Origin of the sequence: Rummeliibacillus sp. G93 (assembly GCF_023515935.1) — a bacterium.
GTDB classification, from domain to species: Bacteria; Bacillota; Bacilli; order Bacillales_A; family Planococcaceae; genus Rummeliibacillus; species Rummeliibacillus stabekisii.
Map to the genome: position 1 here is coordinate 3,086,982 of NZ_CP097314.1, position 22,968 is coordinate 3,109,949.

Annotated in this window: 23 protein-coding genes and 1 other annotated feature; all 23 genes read right to left on the bottom strand. The window is 39.8% G+C overall.

The window, feature by feature from the left end; translation table 11 throughout:
• Positions 1-14: 14 nt before the first annotated feature.
• Positions 15-293 (bottom strand): 50S ribosomal protein L23, encoded by a 279-nt coding sequence (rplW, locus tag M2M59_RS15675; protein WP_066790927.1) that lies wholly within the window; start codon positions 291-293, stop codon positions 15-17.
• Positions 293-916, bottom strand: a complete 624-nt coding sequence (gene rplD / locus M2M59_RS15680; RefSeq protein ID WP_249775050.1) for a 50S ribosomal protein L4 — start codon at positions 914-916, stop codon at positions 293-295. Before rplD ends, rplW begins: the two co-directional genes overlap by 1 nt.
• Positions 917-942: 26 nt before the next feature.
• Positions 943-1,572, bottom strand: a complete 630-nt coding sequence (rplC, locus tag M2M59_RS15685) for a 50S ribosomal protein L3 (RefSeq protein WP_066790931.1) — start codon at positions 1,570-1,572, stop codon at positions 943-945.
• 45 nt (positions 1,573-1,617) lie between these two features.
• Positions 1,618-1,926: a 30S ribosomal protein S10 gene (gene rpsJ / locus M2M59_RS15690; protein WP_066790933.1), complete on the bottom strand. Its 309-nt coding sequence runs from the start codon at positions 1,924-1,926 to the stop codon at positions 1,618-1,620.
• Positions 1,927-2,290: 364 nt separating this feature from the next.
• The gene (tuf, locus tag M2M59_RS15695; RefSeq protein WP_066790935.1) at positions 2,291-3,478 is read right to left on the bottom strand and encodes an elongation factor Tu; all 1,188 of its coding nucleotides are present in this window, start codon (positions 3,476-3,478) and stop codon (positions 2,291-2,293) included.
• A gap of 145 nt (positions 3,479-3,623) precedes the next feature.
• Complete coding sequence (gene fusA, locus M2M59_RS15700) at positions 3,624-5,705, bottom strand: elongation factor G (protein WP_147197418.1); 2,082 nt, start codon at positions 5,703-5,705, stop codon at positions 3,624-3,626.
• 42 nt (positions 5,706-5,747) lie between these two features.
• Entirely contained in the window at positions 5,748-6,218 is a 471-nt protein-coding gene (rpsG, locus tag M2M59_RS15705; RefSeq protein ID WP_066790941.1) for a 30S ribosomal protein S7, read from the bottom strand.
• A 35-nt stretch (positions 6,219-6,253) separates the two neighbouring features.
• Positions 6,254-6,673, bottom strand: coding sequence for a 30S ribosomal protein S12 (rpsL, locus tag M2M59_RS15710; RefSeq protein WP_066790943.1), 420 nt, complete (start codon positions 6,671-6,673; stop codon positions 6,254-6,256).
• A 460-nt stretch (positions 6,674-7,133) separates the two neighbouring features.
• A complete protein-coding gene (gene rpoC, locus M2M59_RS15715) occupies positions 7,134-10,736 on the bottom strand; it encodes a DNA-directed RNA polymerase subunit beta' (RefSeq protein WP_147197420.1) in 3,603 nt (1,200 codons plus the stop codon).
• 128 nt (positions 10,737-10,864) lie between these two features.
• Positions 10,865-14,419 (bottom strand): DNA-directed RNA polymerase subunit beta, encoded by a 3,555-nt coding sequence (gene rpoB, locus M2M59_RS15720; protein WP_066790946.1) that lies wholly within the window; start codon positions 14,417-14,419, stop codon positions 10,865-10,867.
• A 237-nt stretch (positions 14,420-14,656) separates the two neighbouring features.
• Entirely contained in the window at positions 14,657-15,256 is a 600-nt protein-coding gene (locus M2M59_RS15725) for a class I SAM-dependent methyltransferase (protein WP_147197422.1), read from the bottom strand.
• Between the two features lie 214 nt (positions 15,257-15,470).
• Complete coding sequence (gene rplL, locus M2M59_RS15730) at positions 15,471-15,830, bottom strand: 50S ribosomal protein L7/L12 (protein ID WP_066790948.1); 360 nt, start codon at positions 15,828-15,830, stop codon at positions 15,471-15,473.
• 71 nt (positions 15,831-15,901) lie between these two features.
• Positions 15,902-16,402 carry a 50S ribosomal protein L10 gene (gene rplJ, locus M2M59_RS15735; protein ID WP_066790951.1) on the bottom strand — a complete coding sequence of 167 codons (501 nt, stop codon included), beginning with the start codon at positions 16,400-16,402 and terminating at the stop codon, positions 15,902-15,904.
• A 32-nt stretch (positions 16,403-16,434) separates the two neighbouring features.
• Positions 16,435-16,578: a sequence feature (ribosomal protein L10 leader region), on the bottom strand.
• Between the two features lie 49 nt (positions 16,579-16,627).
• Entirely contained in the window at positions 16,628-17,329 is a 702-nt protein-coding gene (gene rplA, locus M2M59_RS15740) for a 50S ribosomal protein L1 (RefSeq protein ID WP_066790953.1), read from the bottom strand.
• A gap of 126 nt (positions 17,330-17,455) precedes the next feature.
• Entirely contained in the window at positions 17,456-17,881 is a 426-nt protein-coding gene (gene rplK / locus M2M59_RS15745) for a 50S ribosomal protein L11 (protein WP_066790954.1), read from the bottom strand.
• A gap of 179 nt (positions 17,882-18,060) precedes the next feature.
• A complete protein-coding gene (gene nusG / locus M2M59_RS15750; RefSeq protein WP_066790956.1) occupies positions 18,061-18,594 on the bottom strand; it encodes a transcription termination/antitermination protein NusG in 534 nt (177 codons plus the stop codon).
• A gap of 100 nt (positions 18,595-18,694) precedes the next feature.
• On the bottom strand, positions 18,695-18,880 hold the full coding sequence (secE, locus tag M2M59_RS15755) for a preprotein translocase subunit SecE (RefSeq protein WP_249775051.1): 186 nt from the start codon (positions 18,878-18,880) through the stop codon (positions 18,695-18,697).
• A gap of 42 nt (positions 18,881-18,922) precedes the next feature.
• Complete coding sequence (gene rpmG / locus M2M59_RS15760; protein WP_084246973.1) at positions 18,923-19,069, bottom strand: 50S ribosomal protein L33; 147 nt, start codon at positions 19,067-19,069, stop codon at positions 18,923-18,925.
• 87 nt (positions 19,070-19,156) lie between these two features.
• The gene (gene sigH, locus M2M59_RS15765) at positions 19,157-19,804 is read right to left on the bottom strand and encodes an RNA polymerase sporulation sigma factor SigH (protein WP_066790960.1); all 648 of its coding nucleotides are present in this window, start codon (positions 19,802-19,804) and stop codon (positions 19,157-19,159) included.
• Positions 19,805-19,862: 58 nt separating this feature from the next.
• Positions 19,863-20,381: an NYN domain-containing protein gene (locus tag M2M59_RS15770; RefSeq protein ID WP_066790963.1), complete on the bottom strand. Its 519-nt coding sequence runs from the start codon at positions 20,379-20,381 to the stop codon at positions 19,863-19,865.
• Positions 20,382-20,390: 9 nt separating this feature from the next.
• A complete protein-coding gene (gene rlmB, locus M2M59_RS15775; RefSeq protein ID WP_184117592.1) occupies positions 20,391-21,137 on the bottom strand; it encodes a 23S rRNA (guanosine(2251)-2'-O)-methyltransferase RlmB in 747 nt (248 codons plus the stop codon).
• Positions 21,134-21,559, bottom strand: coding sequence for a Mini-ribonuclease 3 (locus tag M2M59_RS15780; protein WP_305882089.1), 426 nt, complete (start codon positions 21,557-21,559; stop codon positions 21,134-21,136). The genes rlmB and M2M59_RS15780 overlap by 4 nt, the downstream gene beginning before the upstream one ends.
• Before the next feature lie 5 nt (positions 21,560-21,564).
• Positions 21,565-22,965, bottom strand: coding sequence for a cysteine--tRNA ligase (gene cysS / locus M2M59_RS15785; RefSeq protein WP_249775053.1), 1,401 nt, complete (start codon positions 22,963-22,965; stop codon positions 21,565-21,567).
• Positions 22,966-22,968 lie beyond the last annotated feature (3 nt).

The following is a 22,968-nucleotide window of genomic DNA, read 5'->3' on the forward strand; positions in this document are numbered from 1 at the left end:
ATATTGAACGAATATTACATTTCGAATAATTCGATTTCGCCTTCAGACAATTTTACAATTGCTTTACGGCGTTTGTTAGTGTATCCACCGTGACGGCCAACACGTTTGAATTTACCTTTGTAATTCATAATGTTAACTTTTTCAACTTTAACGCCAAAGATTTCTTCTACAGCATCTTTGACTTCAGTTTTATTGGCACGAGTGTCAACTTCAAAAGTATATTTGTTTTCTGCCATTTGTTCTGAAGAACGCTCAGTAATGACAGGACGTTTTAAAACTTCACGTGCTTCCATTAACCAAGCACCTCCTCAACTTTTTTTACAGCAGCTTGAGTGAATACAACTTTATCATGACCTACAAGATCAAGAACGTTGATTCCAGCTGCAGTTAGAACTGTTACACCTTGGATGTTACGAGCAGATAATGCTACGTTTTCATCTAAGTCAGCAGTTACAAATAATGCTTTAGAGTTAATTGAAAGATCAGCTAAAACTTTAGCGAAATCTTTTGTTTTTGGCGCATCTAATTTCAATGCTTCTAGTACCACAAAGTTAGTTTCAGCAACTTTAGAAGATAGTGCTGATTTAAGAGCTAAACGACGAACTTTTTTAGGAAGTTTGTAGCTGTAGCTGCGAGGTGTTGGACCGAATACAGTACCACCGCCACGCCATTGTGGAGAACGGATAGAACCTTGACGAGCACGTCCAGTTCCTTTTTGGCGCCATGGTTTACGACCACCACCAGAAACTTCAGAGCGATTTTTTACTTTATGTGTACCTTGACGTAATGAAGCGCGTTGAGCGATAATCGCGTCAAATAATACTGATTGATTAGGTTCAATTCCGAAGATCGCATCGTTTAATTCGATTTCGCCTACAGAAGAACCTGTTTGACTAAGTACGTTAACTTTTGTCATTCCTGTTTCCTCCTTTCTTCGGAAAATTAGTTAGCTTTAATAGCAGATTTAACTGTTACTAATGCTTTACGAGAACCAGGAACATTACCTTTGATAAGTAGCAAGTTGCGTTCTGCATCAACTTTAACAATTGTTAAGTTTTGAATTGTAACTGTGTTGCCACCCATTTGACCAGGTAATTTTTTTTGTTTAAATACGCGGTTCGGAGCTACAGGACCCATTGAACCAGGACGACGGTGGTAACGAGAACCGTGGGCCATTGGACCACGAGATTGTCCGTGGCGTTTAATTACACCTTGGAAACCTTTACCTTTAGTAACACCTGTTACATCTACTACATCGCCTTCTGCGAAAATTTCAACTTTGACTTCTTGACCAACCTCGTACTCAGCTAAGTTTACATCGCGGATTTCGCGAATGAAGCGCTTAGGAGTAGTGTTCGCTTTTGCTACGTGTCCTTTTTCAGGTTTGTTTGAAAGCTTTTCGCGTTTATCATCGAAACCGATTTGGATTGCTTCGTAGCCATCTGTATCAACTGATTTCTTTTGAAGAACTACGTTTGGAGCAGCTTCAACAACAGTTACAGGGATTAAATCACCATTCTCAGCAAAAACTTGCGTCATACCGATTTTTCTACCTAAGATTCCTTTGGTCATTAGTCACACCTCCTGAGATAATTTAATTTAATATATTTTTTACCATTAAAGTTTGATTTCAATATCAACGCCTGATGGTAAATCTAATTTCATTAACGCATCCACAGTTTGTGGAGTTGGGTTAACGATATCGATTAGACGTTTATGAGTGCGCATTTCAAATTGCTCACGAGAATCTTTATACTTGTGAACAGCACGAAGAATTGTGTAAATGGATTTTTCAGTTGGAAGAGGTATCGGACCTGATACACTTGCACCTGAGCGTTTCGCAGTTTCAACAATTTTCTCAGCAGATTGATCAAGAATTCTGTGATCATATGCTTTCAAACGGATTCGAATCTTTTGTTTTGCCATTATTTTCCCTCCTTTTCGCCTATTTCCTAGACATTCTCCACGGAAATTTCCCACACACGCGCCATGGCAATGCGGCCGGGTGTGTCGGCAACCTCCCGCTTCATCGCAGTCAAAGACCAACATTAAATATTATACATAGATTTTCGCGAATAAGCAAGTGATTTCACGAATTTCTTTATATATTGTTTTAGAAAGTCTTCATATCTACTAAATCTTGTTTTGCACGTATTCCAGTATATTAAATTTCTCTTTGTTTGGCAATCGTTTTGTCCATAAGAATTCTTGCCAAATCATTGAAATACAAAAAAAGCTACCCCGTGTGCACTCGGGATAGCTTAATAAATAAATTGTTTTCGAGAAACAATTATTTTTCGATAGATGAAACAACGCCTGAACCAACTGTACGGCCACCTTCGCGGATTGAGAAACGAGTACCGTCTTCGATAGCGATTGGGTGAATTAGTTCGATGTTCATTTTTGTGTTATCGCCAGGCATAACCATTTCAGTACCTTCTGGTAAAGTGATAACACCAGTTACGTCAGTTGTACGGAAATAGAATTGTGGGCGGTAGTTAGAGAAGAATGGAGTATGACGTCCACCTTCTTCTTTTGATAAAACGTAAACTTCAGCTGAGAATTTAGTGTGTGGAGTGATTGTGCCTGGTTTAGCCAATACTTGTCCACGTTGGATTTCTTCACGAGCAACACCACGTAGTAATGCACCGATGTTATCGCCAGCTTCAGCGTAGTCTAATAATTTACGGAACATTTCAACGCCAGTTACAGTTGTTTGTTTAGTTTCTTCTGCGATACCTACGATATCAACAACGTCACCAACTTTTACTTGACCGCGTTCTACACGACCAGTAGCAACTGTACCACGACCTGTGATAGAGAATACATCTTCGACAGGCATCATGAATGGTTTGTCAGTTTGACGTTCTGGAGTTGGGATGTATTCATCAACAGCGTTCATTAATTCAACAACGCGTTCTTCCCAATCTGCTTCGCCTTCAAGAGCTTTAAGAGCAGAACCTTTGATTACAGGAACATCATCGCCAGGGAAGTCATATTCAGATAATAGATCACGAACTTCCATTTCTACTAATTCAAGTAATTCTTCGTCGTCTACCATATCGCATTTGTTTAAGAATACTACGATGTAAGGTACGCCTACGTTACGAGATAATAGGATGTGTTCACGAGTTTGTGGCATTGGACCATCAGCAGCAGATACTACAAGGATAGCGCCATCCATTTGAGCAGCACCAGTGATCATGTTTTTAACATAGTCAGCGTGTCCTGGGCAGTCAACGTGAGCATAGTGACGTTTTTCTGTTTCGTATTCGATGTGAGAAGTATTGATTGTGATACCGCGTTCTTTTTCTTCTGGAGCGTTATCGATTTGATCGTATGATTTAGCTTCTCCACCCATTTTTTTAGAAAGAACTGTAGCGATAGCAGCAGTTAAAGTTGTTTTACCATGGTCAACGTGTCCGATTGTACCAATGTTAGCATGCGTTTTAGAACGGTCGAATTTTTCTTTAGCCATTTTAAAATTGCCTCCTCAAGGTTATAAGTTTAGTTTATAGTTACGTATCTTCGGAGGCAGGGCCCTTGCTTCCTGAAGATGACATAGCTTACATGTTATTTATACTTTATATAAAGGTAAAATTCAATCAAAAATTACTTTGAAATTATGCACCTTTGTTTTGTTTGATAATTTCATCGCTAATTGATTTAGGAACTTCTTCATAATGGTCAAATACCATTGAGAATGTACCACGTCCTTGTGTAGCAGAACGTAGAGTTGTTGCGTAACCAAACATTTCAGCAAGTGGAACCATAGCGCGAACAACTTGAGCGTTACCGCGAGCTTCCATACCTTCAACGCGACCACGGCGAGAAGTGATGTTACCCATGATATCACCTAGGTATTCTTCAGGCATTACAACTTCCACTTTCATAACTGGTTCTAAAAGAACTGGGTTACATTTTGAAACTGCATTTTTAAGTGCCATTGAAGCAGCTACTTTAAATGCCATTTCATTTGAATCGACATCGTGGTAAGAACCATCAAATAGTTTTGCTTTGATATCGATCAATGGGAATCCAGCAAGGACACCATTTTCTAGAGAGTCGCGAAGACCTGCTTCAACTGCTGGAATGTATTCACGAGGAACTACACCACCAACGATTGCGTTTTCGAATTCGAAACCTTTACCTTCTTCGTTTGGTTGGAATTCGATCCATACGTGACCGAATTGTCCACGACCACCTGATTGACGTACAAATTTACCTTCAACTTGTGCGCCAGAACGGAATGTTTCACGGTAAGATACTTGTGGTGCACCAACGTTTGCTTCCACATGGAATTCACGTTTCATACGGTCCACAAGAATGTCTAAGTGAAGTTCACCCATACCAGAGATGATTGTTTGACCAGTTTCTGTGTCAGTGTGAGCACGGAAAGTTGGATCTTCTTCTTGTAGTTTTTGTAAAGCTTGTCCCATTTTATCTTGGTCAGCTTTAGATTTTGGTTCTACAGAAAGTGAGATAACTGGTTCTGGGAATTCCATTGACTCTAAAATCACTAGTGATTTTTCGTCACATAGAGTATCACCAGTAGTAGTTGCTTTAAGACCTACAGCAGCTGCAATGTCTCCAGCGTATACTTTTGAGATTTCCTCACGAGAGTTAGCGTGCATTTGTAGGATACGACCTACGCGTTCACGTTTACCTTTTGTAGAGTTTTGTACGTATGATCCAGATTCTAAGATACCAGAATATACGCGGAAGAAAGTTAATTTACCAACATAAGGGTCAGTCATTACTTTGAATGCTAATGCAGAGAATGGTTCTTCGTCAGATGAATGACGAACAATTTCTTCATCTCCATCGACTGATGTACCTTTAATTGCAGCAACGTCTGTTGGAGCAGGAAGGTAGTCGATTACAGCATCAAGCATTAATTGAACACCTTTGTTTTTGAATGCTGTACCACATGTTACTGGGTAGAACTCAACATTTAATGTAGCTTTACGGATAGCAGCTTTTAATTCTTCATTAGTGATTTCTTCACCAGCGAAGTATTTTTCCATTAAATCTTCATCAAGTTCAGCAACAGCTTCAATTAATTTTTCGCGGTATTCTTCAGCTTGAGCTTTGTGCTCTTCTGGAATTTCGCGAACTTCAGCGTTAGAACCGTCATCGCCTTCTTTGTAGAAAGTAGCTTTCATTTCAATTAGGTCGATGATAGCATTGAACTCATCTTCTGCACCGATTGGAAGCTGAATTGGATGAGCATTTGCTTGTAAACGTTCATGCAAAGTGTTTACTGAGTACAAGAAGTCAGCACCGATTTTATCCATTTTGTTGATAAATACGATACGTGGTACTCCGTACGTTGTTGCTTGACGCCATACTGTTTCAGTTTGTGGTTCTACACCTGATTGAGCATCAAGTACAGTCACTGCACCGTCAAGTACCCGTAAAGAACGTTCAACTTCTACAGTGAAGTCTACGTGTCCCGGAGTATCGATGATGTTTACGCGGTTGCCTTTCCATTGAGCTGTTGTAGCAGCAGAAGTGATAGTGATACCACGTTCTTGCTCTTGCTCCATCCAGTCCATTTGAGAAGCACCTTCATGAGTTTCACCGATTTTGTGAATCTTACCAGTGTAATAAAGGATACGCTCAGTTGTTGTTGTTTTACCAGCATCAATGTGAGCCATGATTCCGATATTACGAGTATTCTCAAGGGAGAACTCTCTAGTCATGCTGTCTTTCTCCTTCCATAATGGATTAAGGTTAGTTTGTGATTACCAACGATAGTGAGCGAATGCTTTGTTCGCTTCTGCCATTTTGTGCATATCTTCACGTTTTTTAACTGACGCACCAGTGTTGTTAGAAGCATCTAGAATTTCATTTGCTAAACGCTCTTCCATTGTTTTTTCGCCACGAAGACGAGAGTAGTTCACTAGGTAACGAAGACCTAAAGTTGTACGACGTTCTGGACGAACTTCAACTGGTACTTGATAGTTAGCACCACCGACACGGCGAGCACGAACTTCAAGAACTGGCATTACATTATTTAGAGCAGCATCAAATACTTCTAGTGGATCTTGACCAGAGCGTTCTTTTACTAATTCGAAAGCTCCGTATAAGATTTTTTGAGAAGTACCTCTTTTACCATCTACCATCATTTTATTGATTAAACGAGTTACTAGTTTTGAGTTATAAATTGGATCTGGTAACACGTCACGTTTGGAAACAGGACCTTTACGAGGCATTTGTTTTCCTCCTTTCATTAAAAAGCATAATTAGATTATTTTTTTTCTTTTGGTTTTTTAGCACCATATAGAGAACGAGATTGCATACGGCCGTTTACTGCAGCAGTATCCAAAGCACCACGTACGATGTGGTAACGTACCCCTGGTAAGTCTTTTACACGGCCGCCGCGGATTAGAACAACACTGTGTTCTTGCAAGTTGTGGCCTTCACCAGGAATGTAAGCATTAACTTCGATTTGGTTAGTTAAGCGAACACGAGCATATTTACGTAAAGCTGAGTTCGGTTTTTTCGGAGTCATTGTACCAACACGTGTACAAACACCGCGTTTTTGTGGTGAGTTTACATCAGTCAATGATTTTACAAAGCTGTTATAACCTTTGTTTAGAGCTGGTGATTTAGATTTTTTACTTTTGGATTGACGAGGCTTACGTACTAATTGGTTAATTGTAGGCATCGATTTTTCCTCCCTTCATACTGTTTCTTAATCCACACATCCAGGTGGTTCATTTTAAGGTAAAAAACAAAGCTTTTGCGTGATCATCGCAAAAACCAATATTCAGTGGTCGCACTATTGTTGCTCTATTATATTGCGTAGGCTCTACCAAGTCTTCTTTTCGAGTCTACCTATACAACGGGAATGCCAATTCTTTGTGCTATAAGCACCGCATGCGTGGCCATTCGATCGTCTGCATATGAGCAACGAAAACTTCGGTAATATACCCTTGCAATGCTGTACTGTTTTGTTTTCTTACCAATGATTGTTTGTTATCCTATGCATTTGTTCAATACAAGATCGATGAGTGCAACAGACAACCAACTATCAACCTAAAATATATTATCATCCATTGATCATATTGTCAACGAATTTATTAAAAAGATGAGGAGGAGGACTACCCCTCCCCTCATACTTTTAACTAATCTACCGCAAGTGTTTCTTCTTGTTCTTCTGTTTCGTTATCGGCCATTTTAATTTGACGGTAACGTTGCATACCTGTACCAGCAGGAACAAGTTTACCTAAGATAACATTTTCTTTCAGTCCAAGTAGTTCATCGCGTTTACCTTTGATTGCTGCATCTGTTAATACACGAGTTGTTTCTTGGAATGAAGCTGCAGATAAGAATGATTCTGTTTCAAGAGAAGCTTTTGTAATACCCAAGATGACTGGTCGACATGTAGCTGGAATCTTACCTTCAACAATAGCTTCAGCATTTGCTTCTGCAAATTGGTGTACATCTAGCAATGTACCAGGAAGTAAGTCTGTTTCTCCAGCTTCAATAACACGTACTTTGCGAAGCATTTGGCGAACCATTACCTCTACGTGTTTATCACCAATTTCTACCCCTTGCATACGGTATACTTTTTGGACTTCTTTTAATAGATATTCTTCTACTGAAGAAACATCTGTAACTTTAAGTAATTCTTTCGGATCAATTGAACCCTCTGTTAATATTTGACCATGATACACATTTTCGTTCAATTGAACTTTTAGACGTGCATTATATGGAGCTAAATATTTACGTGTTTCAACTTTTCCTTGGACCGTAATTTCTTTTTGGCCTTCGCGAATTTCTTCAATCTCTGTTACAACACCAGCGATTTCAGTAATGACCGCTTGACCTTTTGGATTACGTGCTTCGAATATCTCTTGGATACGTGGAAGACCTTGTGTAATATCGGCACCGGCTACCCCACCTTGGTGGAATGTACGCATTGTTAACTGTGTACCAGGTTCACCGATTGATTGTGCAGCGATGATACCAACAGCCTCACCAACTTCAACTTTATCGCCTGTTGCTAAGTTCATACCGTAACATTTTTTACATACACCATGTTTGGTGTTACATGTGAAGGCAGAACGGATTGTTACCTCTTCAATGCCCACTTCTTCAATTAGGCGAGCAAGTTCAGCTGTAATCAATTCGTCGCGTGCTACAAGGACTTCGTTTGTTTCTGGGTGGCGAATTGTTTTCTTCGCATAACGTCCGATCATACGCTCTTCTAGTGTTTCAATAATCTCTGTGCCTTCTTTCAAAGCAGAGATTGCTAAACCTCTATCAGTACCGCAATCATCTTCACGAACAATAACATCTTGTGCTACGTCAACTAGACGGCGAGTAAGGTAACCTGAATCGGCTGTTTTTAGCGCTGTATCGGCAAGACCTTTACGTGCACCATGCGTAGAGATGAAGTACTCGAGTACTGTTAAACCTTCACGGAATGATGATTTAATCGGAAGTTCGATAATACGTCCGGCCGGGTTGGCCATCAAACCACGCATACCAGCAAGCTGAGTAAAGTTAGATGCGTTACCACGGGCACCAGAGTCACTCATCATAAAGATTGGGTTCTCTGCTGGAAGGGAATCCATCAGTTTTGATTGAATTTCGTCTTTAGCAGCACTCCAGAAAGAAATAACGCGATCGTAGCGTTCTTCTTCTGTAATTAAACCGCGACGGAATTGTTTCATCACTTTATCCACTTGCTCTTGCGCTTTATGCAAGATCTCGTGTTTCCCTGGTAATACGATGATATCGGAAATACCAATTGAAATACCGGCTTTAGTAGAGTACTTGAAGCCAAGATCTTTCATACGGTCAAGCATGACGGATGTTTCAGTAATATGGTATCTTGCAAATACTTCTGCAATAACATTACCTAAATACTTCTTCGTAAACGGCTTAACAAGTTCTTGTGAAGCGATATGTTCCTTCACATCTGTTGTCGTAGGAATAAAGTATTTGTCTGGTGTTGCATCATGCAAGTTTGTATTTGTTGGTTCATTGATATATGGGAATGAATTATCCAAGATTTCATTGAAGAAAACTTTCCCAGCAGTTGTAAGCAACAACATATTGTTTTGTTCTTCTGTAAATGTCTTATTGTTTAAAGAAGATGCTTTAATTGCAATACGTGAGTGCAAATGCACTTCGTTATTTTGATAAGCAATATTTAATTCTTCTGGTCCATAGAAGACAGAACCTTCACCAATAGCGCCTTTTCTTTCAAGTGTTAAGTAATAGTTCCCTAGTACCATATCTTGAGATGGCGTAACAACTGGTTTACCGTCTTTTGGATTTAGAATGTTTTGTGCTGCAAGCATTAGTAAACGAGCTTCCGCTTGTGCTTCTGCAGAAAGTGGAACGTGAACCGCCATTTGGTCACCATCGAAGTCAGCGTTGTAAGCTGTACATACTAATGGATGAAGACGGATAGCCTTCCCTTCGATAAGAGTTGGTTCAAACGCTTGAATACCAAGTCTGTGAAGAGTAGGAGCACGGTTTAGAAGTACTGGATGCTCTTTCATGATTTCTTCTAGAACATCCCAGATTTCTGGGTGCATACGTTCAATTTTACGTTTTGCAGATTTAATATTATGCGCAAGACCGCGTTCTACTAATTCTTTCATTACGAAAGGCTTGAACAATTCGATTGCCATACCTTTTGGAAGACCACATTGATACATTTTCAAAGATGGACCTACAACGATTACAGAACGGCCAGAGTAGTCAACACGTTTACCCAATAGGTTTTGACGGAAACGACCTTGTTTCCCTTTTAACATATGAGATAAAGATTTTAATGGACGGTTACCAGGTCCTGTAACAGGACGGCCACGACGGCCATTGTCTATAAGTGCATCGACAGCCTCTTGCAGCATACGTTTTTCGTTTTGAACAATAATGCCAGGCGCGCCTAGATCAAGAAGGCGTTTCAAACGGTTGTTACGGTTAATTACACGACGATATAAGTCATTTAAATCTGATGTAGCGAACCGTCCACCATCTAGTTGTACCATTGGGCGCAATTCAGGCGGGATTACAGGTAGCACATCTAGAATCATCCATTCAGGACGGTTGCCGGAATGGCGGAATGATTCTACCACTTCAAGACGTTTGATTGCTCTTGTGCGGCGTTGGCCTTGTGCTGTTTTAAGTTCTTCTTTTAATGCTTCTGTTTCTTTATCAAGATCAATTTCTGATAATAGTTGTTGAATTGCTTCGGCACCCATTGAAGCTACGAAAGTTTTACCGTATTTTTCGCGGTACGCACGGTATTCTTTTTCTGAAAGCAATTGTTTCTTTTCAAGTGGTGTATCTGCCGCTTCAATTACCACATATGATGCAAAATAGATTACTTCTTCAAGTGAGCGTGGTGACATATCTAGGATAAGTCCCATACGGCTCGGGATTCCCTTGAAGTACCAGATGTGTGAGACAGGAGCAGCTAATTCGATATGCCCCATGCGTTCGCGACGTACTTTAGCGCGAGTTACTTCTACTCCACAACGGTCACATACAACACCTTTGTAACGTACACGTTTGTATTTCCCGCAATGACATTCCCAGTCCTTTGTCGGTCCAAAGATACGTTCACAGAACAAACCGTCTTTTTCTGGTTTAAGTGTTCGATAGTTAATAGTTTCTGGTTTTTTGACTTCTCCATAAGACCATGAACGGATTTTATCGGGCGAAGCTAGACCAATCTTCATGTATTCAAAATTATTAACGTCTATCAAGGAGCCTACCTCCCTTTATTCTGAAGTCTTAAGTGACTTTCCATTAGCTCGGCGATATTTATTGGTAAAAGGGGATAAGGACAAGCCCGCAAACGGTCCTGTCCAGTATCCTGTAGTTATAAATATTTTTATTCTGCTGATCCTACTGATGCTTCTTCTTCTGTAGTCGAAGCAATATTGAATGAATCGTTTGGTTGAAGATCATCATCATCTTCAGTATCACGCAATTCGATTTCTTCATCATCGATAGTCAACATTTTTACGTCTAAACCTAAAGACTGAAGCTCTTTAATTAATACTTTGAAAGATTCCGGAACGCCTGCTTCAGGAACGCTTTCTCCTTTAACGATGGCTTCGTATGTTTTCACACGGCCCACAACGTCATCGGATTTAACTGTTAAGATTTCTTGAAGAGTATAAGCAGCGCCATACGCTTCAAGCGCCCATACTTCCATCTCACCGAAACGTTGACCACCGAACTGTGCTTTACCGCCAAGTGGTTGTTGCGTAACAAGTGAGTAAGGGCCTGTTGAACGAGCGTGTAATTTATCGTCAACCATGTGAGCCAGTTTGATCATGTACATAACCCCAACTGAAACGCGGTTATCGAATGGTTCGCCTGTACGTCCATCATATAAAACAGTTTTACCGTCACGGTTCATGCCGGCTTCTTCCATTGTTCTCCAAACATCTTCGTCTGAAGCACCATCAAATACCGGTGTAGCCATGTACACGCCTAAATAGCGAGCTGCCATGCCTAGGTGAATCTCCAATACCTGTCCAATATTCATACGAGAAGGTACGCCTAATGGATTTAACATGATATCTACTGGAGTGCCGTCTGGCAAGTATGGCATATCTTCTTCAGGCAAGATGCGAGAGATAACCCCTTTGTTACCATGACGACCGGCCATTTTATCCCCAACGCGGATTTTACGTTTTTGGACAATATAGACACGAACCATTTGGTTAACACCTGGAGATAGTTCATCGCCATCTTCACGATTGAAGACTTTGACATCTAGTACAATACCGCCTGCTCCGTGTGGCACTTTAAGAGAAGTATCACGTACTTCACGCGCTTTTTCACCGAAGATTGCGTGTAATAGGCGTTCTTCTGCAGTTAGTTCTGTTACACCTTTAGGAGTAACTTTACCTACTAAGATATCGCCATCATTTACTTCCGCACCAATACGGATAATTCCTCGTTCGTCAAGATTGCGCAATGCCTCTTCACCGACATTCGGAATATCGCGAGTGATTTCTTCAGGTCCGAGCTTTGTATCACGAGCTTCTGATTCGTACTCTTCAATGTGTACAGATGTATACACATCATTTTTCACTAAACGTTCGTTCATGATAACAGCATCTTCATAGTTGTAACCGTTCCATGTCATGAATGCAACCACAACATTTCGTCCTAGTGCTAGCTCACCATTTTCCATAGATGGACCATCTGCTAAGATATCACGAGGTTGAACACGGTCACCGACTTTTACCAACGGGCGTTGGTTGATACTTGTTCCGTGGTTAGAACGAGTGAATTTTTGTAATTTATATTTTGTTAAATCGCCTTTAACTTCTTTACCGTCGATTTCTTCAATGCGACGCACATGAATAGTACGTGCTTCAACATGCTCGACAATACCAGGATATTTCGCAACTACTGCTGCGCCTGAGTCTCTAGCATCTACGTGTTCCATACCTGTTCCAACGAATGGAGCTTCAGGATTTAAAAGAGGAACAGCTTGGCGTTGCATGTTCGCACCCATTAGGGCACGGTTAGAGTCATCGTTTTCTAAGAATGGGATACAAGCTGTTGCAGCTGATACTACTTGTTTTGGTGAGACGTCCATGTAATCGACTGTATCACGTTTAAACACAGAGTTATCACCGCGGAAACGGCCAACAACTTCTTCCTCAACAAACGAACCATCTGGATTTAATGGAGAGTTTGCTTGTGCTACAACATAGTTATCTTCTTCATCGGCAGTTAAATAGTCGATGTGGCTTGTTAAACGACCTGTTTCAGGGTCTACGCGACGGTAAGGTGTTTCGATAAATCCGAATTTGTTTACTTTCGCATAACTAGATAGTGAGTTAATCAAACCAATGTTTGGACCCTCAGGTGTCTCAATCGGACACATACGGCCATAGTGAGAATAGTGAACATCACGCACTTCCATGCCAGCACGTTCACGCGTTAAACCACCAGGTCCTAAAGCGGATAGACGGCGTTTATGCGTAAGCTCAGCTAATGGATTTGTTTGGTCCATGAATTGTGACAATTGAGAGCTTCCGAAGAACTCTTTAATCGCCGCAATAACTGGGCGGATATTGATCAATTGTTGTGGCACTAGAGAAGCAGTGTCGTTAATTGACATACGCTCGCGCACCACTCGTTCCATACGGGAAAGACCAATACGGAATTGATTTTGCAACAATTCGCCTACAGAACGCAAACGACGGTTACCCAAATGGTCAATATCATCTGTATCACCTACACCATATAGCAAGTTAAAGAAGTAAGAAACAGATGCTACTACATCAGCAGGAGTAAGATGTTTAACTTCTTCATCGATATATGCGTTGCTGATCACTTTAATTTCTTTTTGTGATTCGTCATTTGGTGCATAGATCTTAATCTCTTGAATTTGGATATCGCCTTCAAGGACACCGCCTACTTTTGATACGGTTTTAAAGCCTACACCATTTTCTAAATAAGGGATAAGGCGATCTAAAACGCGACGGTCGATTAATGTACCCGCTTCAACTAATATCTCGCCTGTTTCAGGATCTGCTAATGTTTGAGCGATCGTTTGGTTGAAAAGACGATTTTTGATATGAAGCTTTTTATTCATTTTATAGCGACCAACATTCGCTAAGTCATAGCGTTTTGGGTCGAAGAAACGAGAATACAACAGATTTTTTGCGCTTTCTACTGTTGGTGGTTCACCTGGACGAAGACGCTCATAGATTTCAAGCAATGCTTTTTCTGTGCTGTCTGTATTGTCCTTTTCCAACGTATTGCGTAAAAACTCATTGTCACCGATCAAATCGATAATCTCTTGATCAGATGCAAACCCTAGCGCGCGAAGCAATACCGTAATCGGTAATTTACGCGTACGGTCTATGCGGACGTATACAATGTCCTTTGCATCTGTTTCGTATTCAAGCCAAGCGCCACGGTTTGGAATAACTGTTGCACCAAAGCCTTTTTTACCGTTTTTATCTGTTTTATCGTGATAGTAAACACTTGGTGATCGTACTAATTGGGAAACAATGACGCGTTCAGCACCATTAATTACAAAAGTACCTGTATCCGTCATAAGCGGGAAGTCACCCATGAATACTTCTTGTTCTTTTACTTCTTCTGTTTCTTTGTTGAGTAGACGCACTTTAACTCGTAATGGAGCTGCATAAGTTACGTCACGTTGTTTACACTCGTCGACATCATATTTCGGTTCTCCGAGACTATAGTCGACGAATTCTAGTGATAAATTCCCTGTGAAGTCTTCAATTGGTGAAATATCATGAAACATTTCACGTAATCCTTCTTCAAGGAACCACTCGTTAGATGCAGTTTGAATCTCAATAAGATTCGGAAGTTCTAGCACCTCTTTAATACGCGCGAAGCTTCTACGCTTTCGGTGTTGTCCGTACTGAACTAGTTGACCTGTCAACTCATTCACCCCTCAATAAAGCGATAATAGGTCTTTCAGAAACCATATAAATGTTGTATGATAACGAAAGACAAAAAAGAAAATAAGTTCAAATATGAGCTCATTTCCGATTAACCAAATTCAAATTTGAAAGCTCTTGCTATTCACTTTTCAGCCAAAGGGCAAACGCCTTCAAATTAATATTTTTGCATTTTATTATAATATCATAGCGCATTTGTCAAGTCAATCTATAAGTTTTTATTTCCTCGCTTTGATAATCCAATAACCTTTTTTCTTCTCTACTATCTCCACTTTTGAGAATTTTAATTCCAAATAATCAAAAGTTGATGGAGCTCCTTGCTTTTTTTGTATCACTACCCACAACTCGCCTGAATCCGCCAACTTATCATACGCCTCATCATAGAATCTAAAAATAGTATTCTTACCAGCTCGTATAGGGGGATTCGTCAAAACAGCAGCGATTTTTCCGTTCGGAACAGATGAAAGTGCATCACTTTCATAAATTTGCACATTTTGAACCCCGTTCAATTCAGCGTTCTTTTTTGCTAAATTAACCGCCCGCTCATTTACATCCATCATTTCAACGATTCGGTCAGGATAACTTTTTGCAATCGACAATCCAATCGGGCCATAACCACACCCTACATCTAAAACATGCCCTTCAACATCAGGCATAACAAAACAATCAATTAATACACGGGAACCAAAATCTACTTCGCTTTTACTAAAAACTCCAGCATCTGTCTCAAAAGTAAATAAAAAACCTCGTAGTGTGTATTGCCATTTAGAAGGCTTGCTTTCTACTTGAGGATTTTTGGAATAATAATGTTCTGACAAGAAAAATACCCCCATCATGTAATGATAACGTAAAACTTCTAACAAACGGAGCTGTTCTTCTATCTGCTGATTGCTGTTCTAATCAGTAATTTCACGGGTAAATGCTCCAAACTTATACTCTATTAAAAGTCGGCACAAAAACTTTATGCCCATTAATTTGAGATAAAGAAAAAGCCCGCCAAATTGACGAGCTTTTACAATCAATCAGTAGAAATTATTTTACTTCTACAGATGCGCCAACTTCTTCAAGTTTAGCTTTGATTTCTTCAGCTTCTTCTTTAGAAGCGCCTTCTTTAAGAGCTTTAGGAGCGTTATCAACTACTTCTTTAGCTTCTTTAAGACCTAAACCAGTGATTTCACGAACCACTTTGATTACTTTAATTTTTTGATCGCCAGCAGAAGCTAAAACAACATCAAATTCTGTTTTTTCTTCTGCAGCTGCAGCGCCGCCACCAGCAACTGCTACAGGAGCAGCTGCAGTAACACCGAATTCTTCTTCGATTGCTTTTACTAAATCATTTAATTCAAGAACTGTCATAGCTTTGATTGCTTCTAAGATTTGCTCTTTATTCATTATATTTTCCTCCTATGTGGAATGTATTAGTTTTTTTGTTTTATGCAAGTGCATTTAAGCTGCACTTAAAATTAAGCGCCTTGCTCTTCTTTTTGTTCTGCAACAGCTTTTGTTGCAAGAGCGAAGTTGCGTACTGGAGCTTGAAGAACAGAAAGTAGCATAGATAGTAAACCTTCGCGTGATGGAAGTTCTGCCAATGCTTTAACTTCTGCAACGTCAGCGTAAGCACCTTCAATAAGGCCAGCTTTGATTTCTAATTGTTCGTTTTCTTTCGCGAAGTTATTAATGATACGTGCAGGCGCAACAACATCTTCATTAGAGAATGCGATTGCGTTCGGGCCTGTAAGAACTTCATTTAGATCTTCGTGGCCAGCTTCTACAGTAGCACGGCGAACTAAAGTATTTTTGTATACTTTAAATTCTACACCAGCTTCACGTAGTTGTTTACGTAGTTCAGTAACTTGAGCTACTGAAAGTCCGCGGTAGTCAACTACTACAACTGATGCTGCATTTTTAAACTTGTCAGCGATTTCTTGAACAACAGCTTGTTTCATTTCAACTGCTTTGTTCATATTGACACCTCCTATAAGAATGAGTCATTTATACCGACAAAAGAAAAGCCTCTTGCCATCAGTAGACAAGAGGCGGAATTTCATCATCTTTAAAACAAGAGTCTGAGTTCCTTTGCCCTCGGTAGGATCATTAAGCACTAGGCCCCTACGGTCTACGGTACAAATGGATAAATCACAACGTTATTCATCATAGCAAACGATCAATAGTTTGTCAATGAAAAAATACTATTTTACTGCAGTTGCTGTTAATGGATCAACTTTGATAGATGGTCCCATTGTAGTAGTTACATGAAGAGACTTGATGTAAGTACCTTTTGCTGCTGCAGGTTTTGCTTTAACGATTACATCAACAAGTGTTGAGAAGTTTTCAGCTAGTTTGTCAGCATCGAATGATACTTTACCGATTGGCGCATGTACGATACCAGCTTTGTCAGCACGGTATTCTACTTTACCAGCTTTAATTTCGTTAACTGCTTTTGTTACGTCGAATGTAACTGTGCCAGTTTTAGGGTTTGGCATTAAGCCTTTAGGTCCTAATACACGACCAAGTTTACCTACTTCACCCATCATGTCTGGAGTTGCAACGATTACATCGAAGTCGAACCAGCCTTGTTGGATTTTTTGGATATATTCAGCATCGCCAACATAGTCAGCACCAGCTGCTTCTGCTTCTTTGATTTTTTCGCCTTTAGCGAAAACTAATACACGTTGAGTTTTACCAGTACCGTTTGGAAGCACAACTGCGCCACGGATTTGTTGGTCGTTTTTACGAGTATCGATATTTAAGTTAAATGCCACTTCAACTGTTGCGTCAAAGTTAACAGTGCTTGTTTTTTTAGCAAGTTCAGTTGCTTCTGCAATTGTGTAAAGTTGATCACGATTTACAAGTTTAACTGCTTCTTGCATTTTTTTACCTTTTTTAGCCATTTTAAATTTCCTCCTTGATTGTGGTTGTAACGGATTAAACCTCCCACGAATAAAGGCTGCGTGTTTCAAATATGACTATAAGAAACAATCGCAACCTCAAAAACAATACTTTATCAAGTAATGGGATTAGTCTTCGATTACAATACCCATGCTACGTGCAGTACCTTCAACCATTGACATAGCAGCTTCTACTGATGCTGCGTTTAGGTCAGGCATTTTAGTTTCCGCGATTTCGCGTACTTTATCACGTTTCACAGTAGCAACTTTGTTGCGGTTTGGTTCACCAGAGCCTGATTGAATACCAGCCGCTACTTTAAGTAATACTGCTGCCGGTGGAGTTTTTGTAATGAAAGTGAATGAACGGTCTTCAAATACAGAAATCTCAACTGGGATGATTAATCCTGCTTGATCTGCAGTACGAGCATTGAATTCTTTACAGAATCCCATGATGTTAACACCTGCTTGACCCAATGCAGGACCTACCGGTGGTGCTGGGTTTGCTTTACCAGCTGGGATTTGAAGTTTTACAACTTTAATAACTTTTTTAGCCACGAGACACACCTCCTTAAGTCCGTGATGTGGTAATAGGGTTGCCCCTCCCACTCAATATTTGTCTGTCGGCTTAATCCGATAACATTAAAATTACTGATGCCTACTACGTATGGATAATTCCTATAGTATGACCTTTGAAATGATAACACTTTTTAAAATACAAGGCAAGTCCCTAGAGATTAAACTTTTAGAACTTGGTCAAAATCTAGCTCCATTTTTGTTTCGCGACCAAACATATCGATGGTTACGCTAATTTTTTCTTTGTCGCTAAGGATTTCGCCTACAATACCTTGGAAGTGGGCAAATGGTCCTTCTAAAACTTCTACTAAGTCTCCTACGTTGAAGTCTAGATCCACTTTACCTTCAGTTTCACCCATTTGTTTAAGGATAGCTTCTACTTCTTCCGGCAATAGTGGAGTTGGTTTTACACCACCGCCTGATGAACCGATAAAGCCAGTAACGCCTGGCGTATTTCTTACAACGTACCAAGCATCGTCTGTCATGATCAATTCTACTAATACATAGCCAGGGAAAGTTTTGCGCATATACGTTTTTTTGCGGCCATCTTTTACTTCTGTTTCTTGTTCTTCTGGAATTACAACACGGAAGATTTTGTCTTGCATCCCCATTGTTTCAACACGTTTTTCAAGGTTTGCTTTGACTTTATTTTCATAACCTGAGTAAGTATGAACAACATACCAATTTTTTTCCATAATAGATAGGGCGATTGCCGCCCTTCCCTCCTTTTCTAAAAGGCAAATGAAAAAACCCGTTTCATATACGGGCTAATTCGAACATATTAATCTTATTAAATCACAATTCTAAGTACCAGCGCAATAATTTAGAAATACCTAAGTCAACTACCATAAAAAAGGCAGCCATAAATAGCAAAGTTGTCACGATGATGATTGTATACTTTGTTAATTCTTTGCGTTTTGGCCAACTTGTCTTTCGCATTTCCGATAGAACGCTGCTAAAAAATCCACCTATCTTGCCCATTCACCAAACCTCCGAATATAATCGTCTATCTACTAAATCGTATTATTTCGTTTGCTTATGTAATGTATGCTCATTACAATTTGAACAATATTTCTTAAGCTCCATTCGTATAGAATGATTCTTAGTTGCGGGTAAATGATAATTTCTAGAACCGCATTTTTCGCAGCTTAATGCTACTTTCTGCCCCATAGTCCTCACCTTTTTACACTTTAATCCCTTTAGAGAAGCCTATCACCTATCACAAATACTGTCAACTAACCTTTTAATCACTCAAAACTATACTTCTACTTCCAAATGGCGTTCGAGTTTGCGTTTAATTCGCTGCAAAGCATTATCAATTGATTTCACATGCCGGTCCAAACTCGCAGAAATCTCTTGATATGATCTGCCTTCTAAATATAGAGTTAATACTTGGCGTTCTAAGTCACTTAATACCTGTCCAATCTTTTCTTCTAAGCTATTAAACTCTTCTTGATGGATAATAAGTTTTTCCGGATCATCAATTGTTGCTCCTGAAAGCATATCCATAAGCGTTTTTGCTGATGATTCTTCTTCAAAAACAGGTTTATCCAGCGAAACATAAGAGTTCAGTGGTATATGCTTTTGGCGTGTAGCTGCTTTAATTGCTGTAATGATTTGGCGTCTGACACAGAGTTCTGCAAACGCCTTAAATGATGTGATTCTCTCGCCATTAAAATCTCTTACTGCTTTATAAAGCCCAATCATTCCTTCTTGCACAATATCTTCTTTATCAGCACCAATTAAAAAATAGGACTTTACTTTTAAACGCACTAAAGGTTTATACTTGCTGATTAAAAAATCTAATGCGTTTGAATCGGCATTGCATGCCATCTCGACTAATTGCTCATCCGAACAATCTTCAAGACGTATATGCTTCTCTTGCAAATGATCGCTTGTTACCAAAGTATCACCTCACCAGATGGCTATTTAGAACAAGTATAACGGAGGTGGAAATTATCAGTCAATCACTCAATTTATTTCCTCTTCGCATTTGTTCGAATTTTTCTAATACTTCTGCTGATAAAGGGATTTTAGAACTAGGCTTTTGTGTTTGGATTTTTTTTACTTTATGCGTTATTTGCATTTGGACTTCCTGCAGCTCAATTTCAAACTCACGCGCTGACTTTCGCAATGCGCCATTACCAAATGCGACGCTTTGCTCCGCCATATCAGACGTTGCCACATAAATCTTATTGCGTTTGGAAGTCAGCTCTGCCGTGAGTTTTTCAATGCGATCATCCGCTGTTTCCTTTGCCCTTGTATAGATCACTTCCACATCACTTTGTTTCAACTTTGTGGCAATGCCTGGTACAAGGTATGCATCAAAAACGACGATGACTCGCATCCCAGAATAGGCTTGATAGTCTGCCATTAACTCTATCAGTCGATCTCTTGCGTCTACAAGCTTATGTTCTTTTAAACGTTGAAGCTCTTTCCACGCACCGATAATGTTATAACCATCAACTAAGAGTATATTCATTCATGTCACCTAAATCTCATGGCGCTTGCGGTATACCTCGTACATCAAAAGAGAAGCAGCTACCGAAGCATTCAAAGAGGTAACATGACCCACCATCGGCAAGTGGTAAAGGAAATCGCATTTTTCTTTTAAGATACGACTCATTCCTTTTCCTTCACTGCCGATAATGACAGCTAGAGGAAGAGTGGCATCCATTTTGCGATAATCAACAGAACCTTTGGCATCTGTCCCTGCAATCCATACACCGCGTTCTTTTAACTCTTCTACCGTTTGTGCTAAATTGTTGACGCGTACAGTAGGGATGTATTCAATGGCCCCTGTAGATGCTTTAGCAACTACAGCTGTCAAACTTACCGACCGGCGCTTTGGAATAATGATGCCATGTGCTCCTATCGCATCCGCCGTCCGCATAATAGAGCCCAAATTATGAGGATCCTCAAGTTCGTCTAAAATAATAAAGAACGGATCTTCTTGGCGTTCTTTTGCCAATTGGAATAAATCATCAAGCTCTGCGTAATTGTATGCTGCAACAGATGCCACAATTCCCTGATGGTTTTCGGAAGATAGTTGATCAATCTTCTTTTTTGGAACAAACTGTACGATAATTCCTCGTTCTTTTGCCATACTTATCAATTCATTGATGCCGCTTTTTTTAACGCCTTCTGCAATCCATATTTTATTGATGTCTCTCGTTGAACGAAGAGCTTCTAAAACCGGATTTTTTCCGGCAATCATTTCTTTTGTTTGTTCAGTCACTTTTTCGCCACCTCTTCTCTCTTATTTTCGACTAATTGTATGGCATATTGAATAACTTGTTCTTGTCTTTCTTGCTGTTTCGTTAAATATAAAAAACCAAGAACCGCTTCAAAAGCGGAACTATAATGATACGTTTGTACATCTGTATTTTTGGGGACTGAGCCAGACTTGGCGTTGCGTCCCCTTTTTAATACAGCCATTTCTTCTTCTGTAAAAAATGTTTCATCCATCATTTGGCGAATGACCATCGCTTGTGCTTTAGCAGAAACATAATGCGTCGCTTCCCTGTGTAAAACATTTGGCTTTACTCGCCCAGTTTGTAGCAAGTGTTCACGGATGGCAATTTCTAAAACGGCATCTCCCATATAAGCTAAAGCCAGCGCGTTCAGTTGTTTTACATCCGCCGTGCGCAGTTCTTTCACTTTTATTAACCTCGTTTCCATCGAACACCTTGGCGTGTATCTTCTAAAATAATATTCATTTCTTTCAATTGATCACGTATCTCATCAGCACGTTTAAAATCACGATCTTTACGTGCTTGTTGTCTTTCTTCAATCAGAGCATCAATTTCTTCATCTACTAATTCCTCTTTCACCTCGAGCTCAAGGCCTAATACATGTGAAAGTTCAGATAGCGTATCAATAAAAGCAGATAATACTTCTTTATTAGTATTTTCTTGATTCAAGTACTTATTCGCTTCAGTTGATAAGCTGAATAAGGCAGCAATAGCATTAGCAGTATTGAAATCATCGTCCATAGCTGTTTCAAAATCCAGGCGTTGCTTTTTGATTTCATCCAAGTACGATGTATCGGCATCTTCTAGGTTCGCAGATACTTGCAACCGGTGTTTTAAATTCGTATAAGAAGTGCGTATACGTTCTAAGCCAGCAGCTGCTGCTTCCACTAAATCTTGAGCAAAGTTAATTGGATGACGATAGTGTACCGATAGCATAAAGAATCTTAAAACTTGTGGATCAATTTGCTGAATAATATCATGCACTAAGATAAAATTCCCTAGTGATTTTGACATTTTTTCGTTGTCAATATTGATATAGCCATTGTGCATCCAATATCTCGCGAATGTTTTGCCACTGTATGCTTCAGATTGGGCAATTTCATTTTCATGGTGCGGGAAGGTTAGATCCTGACCACCTGCATGGATGTCGATTGTATCACCAAAATGATTGTGCACCATTACTGAGCATTCAATATGCCAGCCTGGACGTCCTTTGCCCCATGGACTTTCCCATGAGATCTCTCCCGGCTTCGCTGCTTTCCATAAAGCAAAATCCAAAGCATCTTCTTTTTTCTCACCCGCTTCAATGCGAGCGCCTACTTTTAAATCATCTACTGACTGGTGTGATAATTTGCCGTACCCTTCGAACTTACGAGTTCTGTAATAAACATCTCCCTGTGATTCATAGGCATAGCCTTTATCAACCAACACCTTAATAAAATCGATAATTTCATCCATATGTTCAGTTACACGTGGATGTGCATCCGCCTTTTGGCAGCCCAATGCAGTGATATCCTCAAAATAAGCGTTTATGAAACGTTCTGTTAGCTCAGGCACTTCTTCCCCTAATTCGTTGGCTGCTTTGATAATTTTATCGTCCACATCAGTAAAGTTAGAAACATATGTCACATCATATCCGCGATATGTTAAATAACGGCGCACTGTATCGTATACGATGACAGGACGTGAATTTCCGATGTGAATATAGTTATAAACGGTTGGACCGCATACATACATCTTAACCTTTCCTTCTTCAAGAGGGACAAATAATTCTTTTTCTCTTGTTAACGTGTTAAAAATTTGGATTCCCATAAA

Excerpts from the sequence above, each read along its gene's own strand:
- rplW (WP_066790927.1), bottom strand. The coding sequence starts at position 293 with ATGGAAGCACGTGAAGTTTTAAAACGTCCTGTCATTACTGAGCGTTCT.
- rplD (WP_249775050.1), bottom strand. The coding sequence starts at position 916 with ATGACAAAAGTTAACGTACTTAGTCAAACAGGTTCTTCTGTAGGCGAA.
- rplC (WP_066790931.1), bottom strand. The coding sequence starts at position 1,572 with ATGACCAAAGGAATCTTAGGTAGAAAAATCGGTATGACGCAAGTTTTT.
- rpsJ (WP_066790933.1), bottom strand. The coding sequence starts at position 1,926 with ATGGCAAAACAAAAGATTCGAATCCGTTTGAAAGCATATGATCACAGA.
- tuf (WP_066790935.1), bottom strand. The coding sequence starts at position 3,478 with ATGGCTAAAGAAAAATTCGACCGTTCTAAAACGCATGCTAACATTGGT.
- fusA (WP_147197418.1), bottom strand. The coding sequence starts at position 5,705 with ATGACTAGAGAGTTCTCCCTTGAGAATACTCGTAATATCGGAATCATG.
- rpsG (WP_066790941.1), bottom strand. The coding sequence starts at position 6,218 with ATGCCTCGTAAAGGTCCTGTTTCCAAACGTGACGTGTTACCAGATCCA.
- rpsL (WP_066790943.1), bottom strand. The coding sequence starts at position 6,673 with ATGCCTACAATTAACCAATTAGTACGTAAGCCTCGTCAATCCAAAAGT.
- rplL (WP_066790948.1), bottom strand. The coding sequence starts at position 15,830 with ATGAATAAAGAGCAAATCTTAGAAGCAATCAAAGCTATGACAGTTCTT.
- rplJ (WP_066790951.1), bottom strand. The coding sequence starts at position 16,402 with ATGAACAAAGCAGTTGAAATGAAACAAGCTGTTGTTCAAGAAATCGCT.
- rplA (WP_066790953.1), bottom strand. The coding sequence starts at position 17,329 with ATGGCTAAAAAAGGTAAAAAAATGCAAGAAGCAGTTAAACTTGTAAAT.
- nusG (WP_066790956.1), bottom strand. The coding sequence starts at position 18,594 with ATGGAAAAAAATTGGTATGTTGTTCATACTTACTCAGGTTATGAAAAT.
- secE (WP_249775051.1), bottom strand. The coding sequence starts at position 18,880 with ATGGGCAAGATAGGTGGATTTTTTAGCAGCGTTCTATCGGAAATGCGA.
- rpmG (WP_084246973.1), bottom strand. The coding sequence starts at position 19,069 with ATGGGGCAGAAAGTAGCATTAAGCTGCGAAAAATGCGGTTCTAGAAAT.
- M2M59_RS15770 (WP_066790963.1), bottom strand. The coding sequence starts at position 20,381 with ATGAATATACTCTTAGTTGATGGTTATAACATTATCGGTGCGTGGAAA.
- cysS (WP_249775053.1), bottom strand. The coding sequence starts at position 22,965 with ATGGGAATCCAAATTTTTAACACGTTAACAAGAGAAAAAGAATTATTT.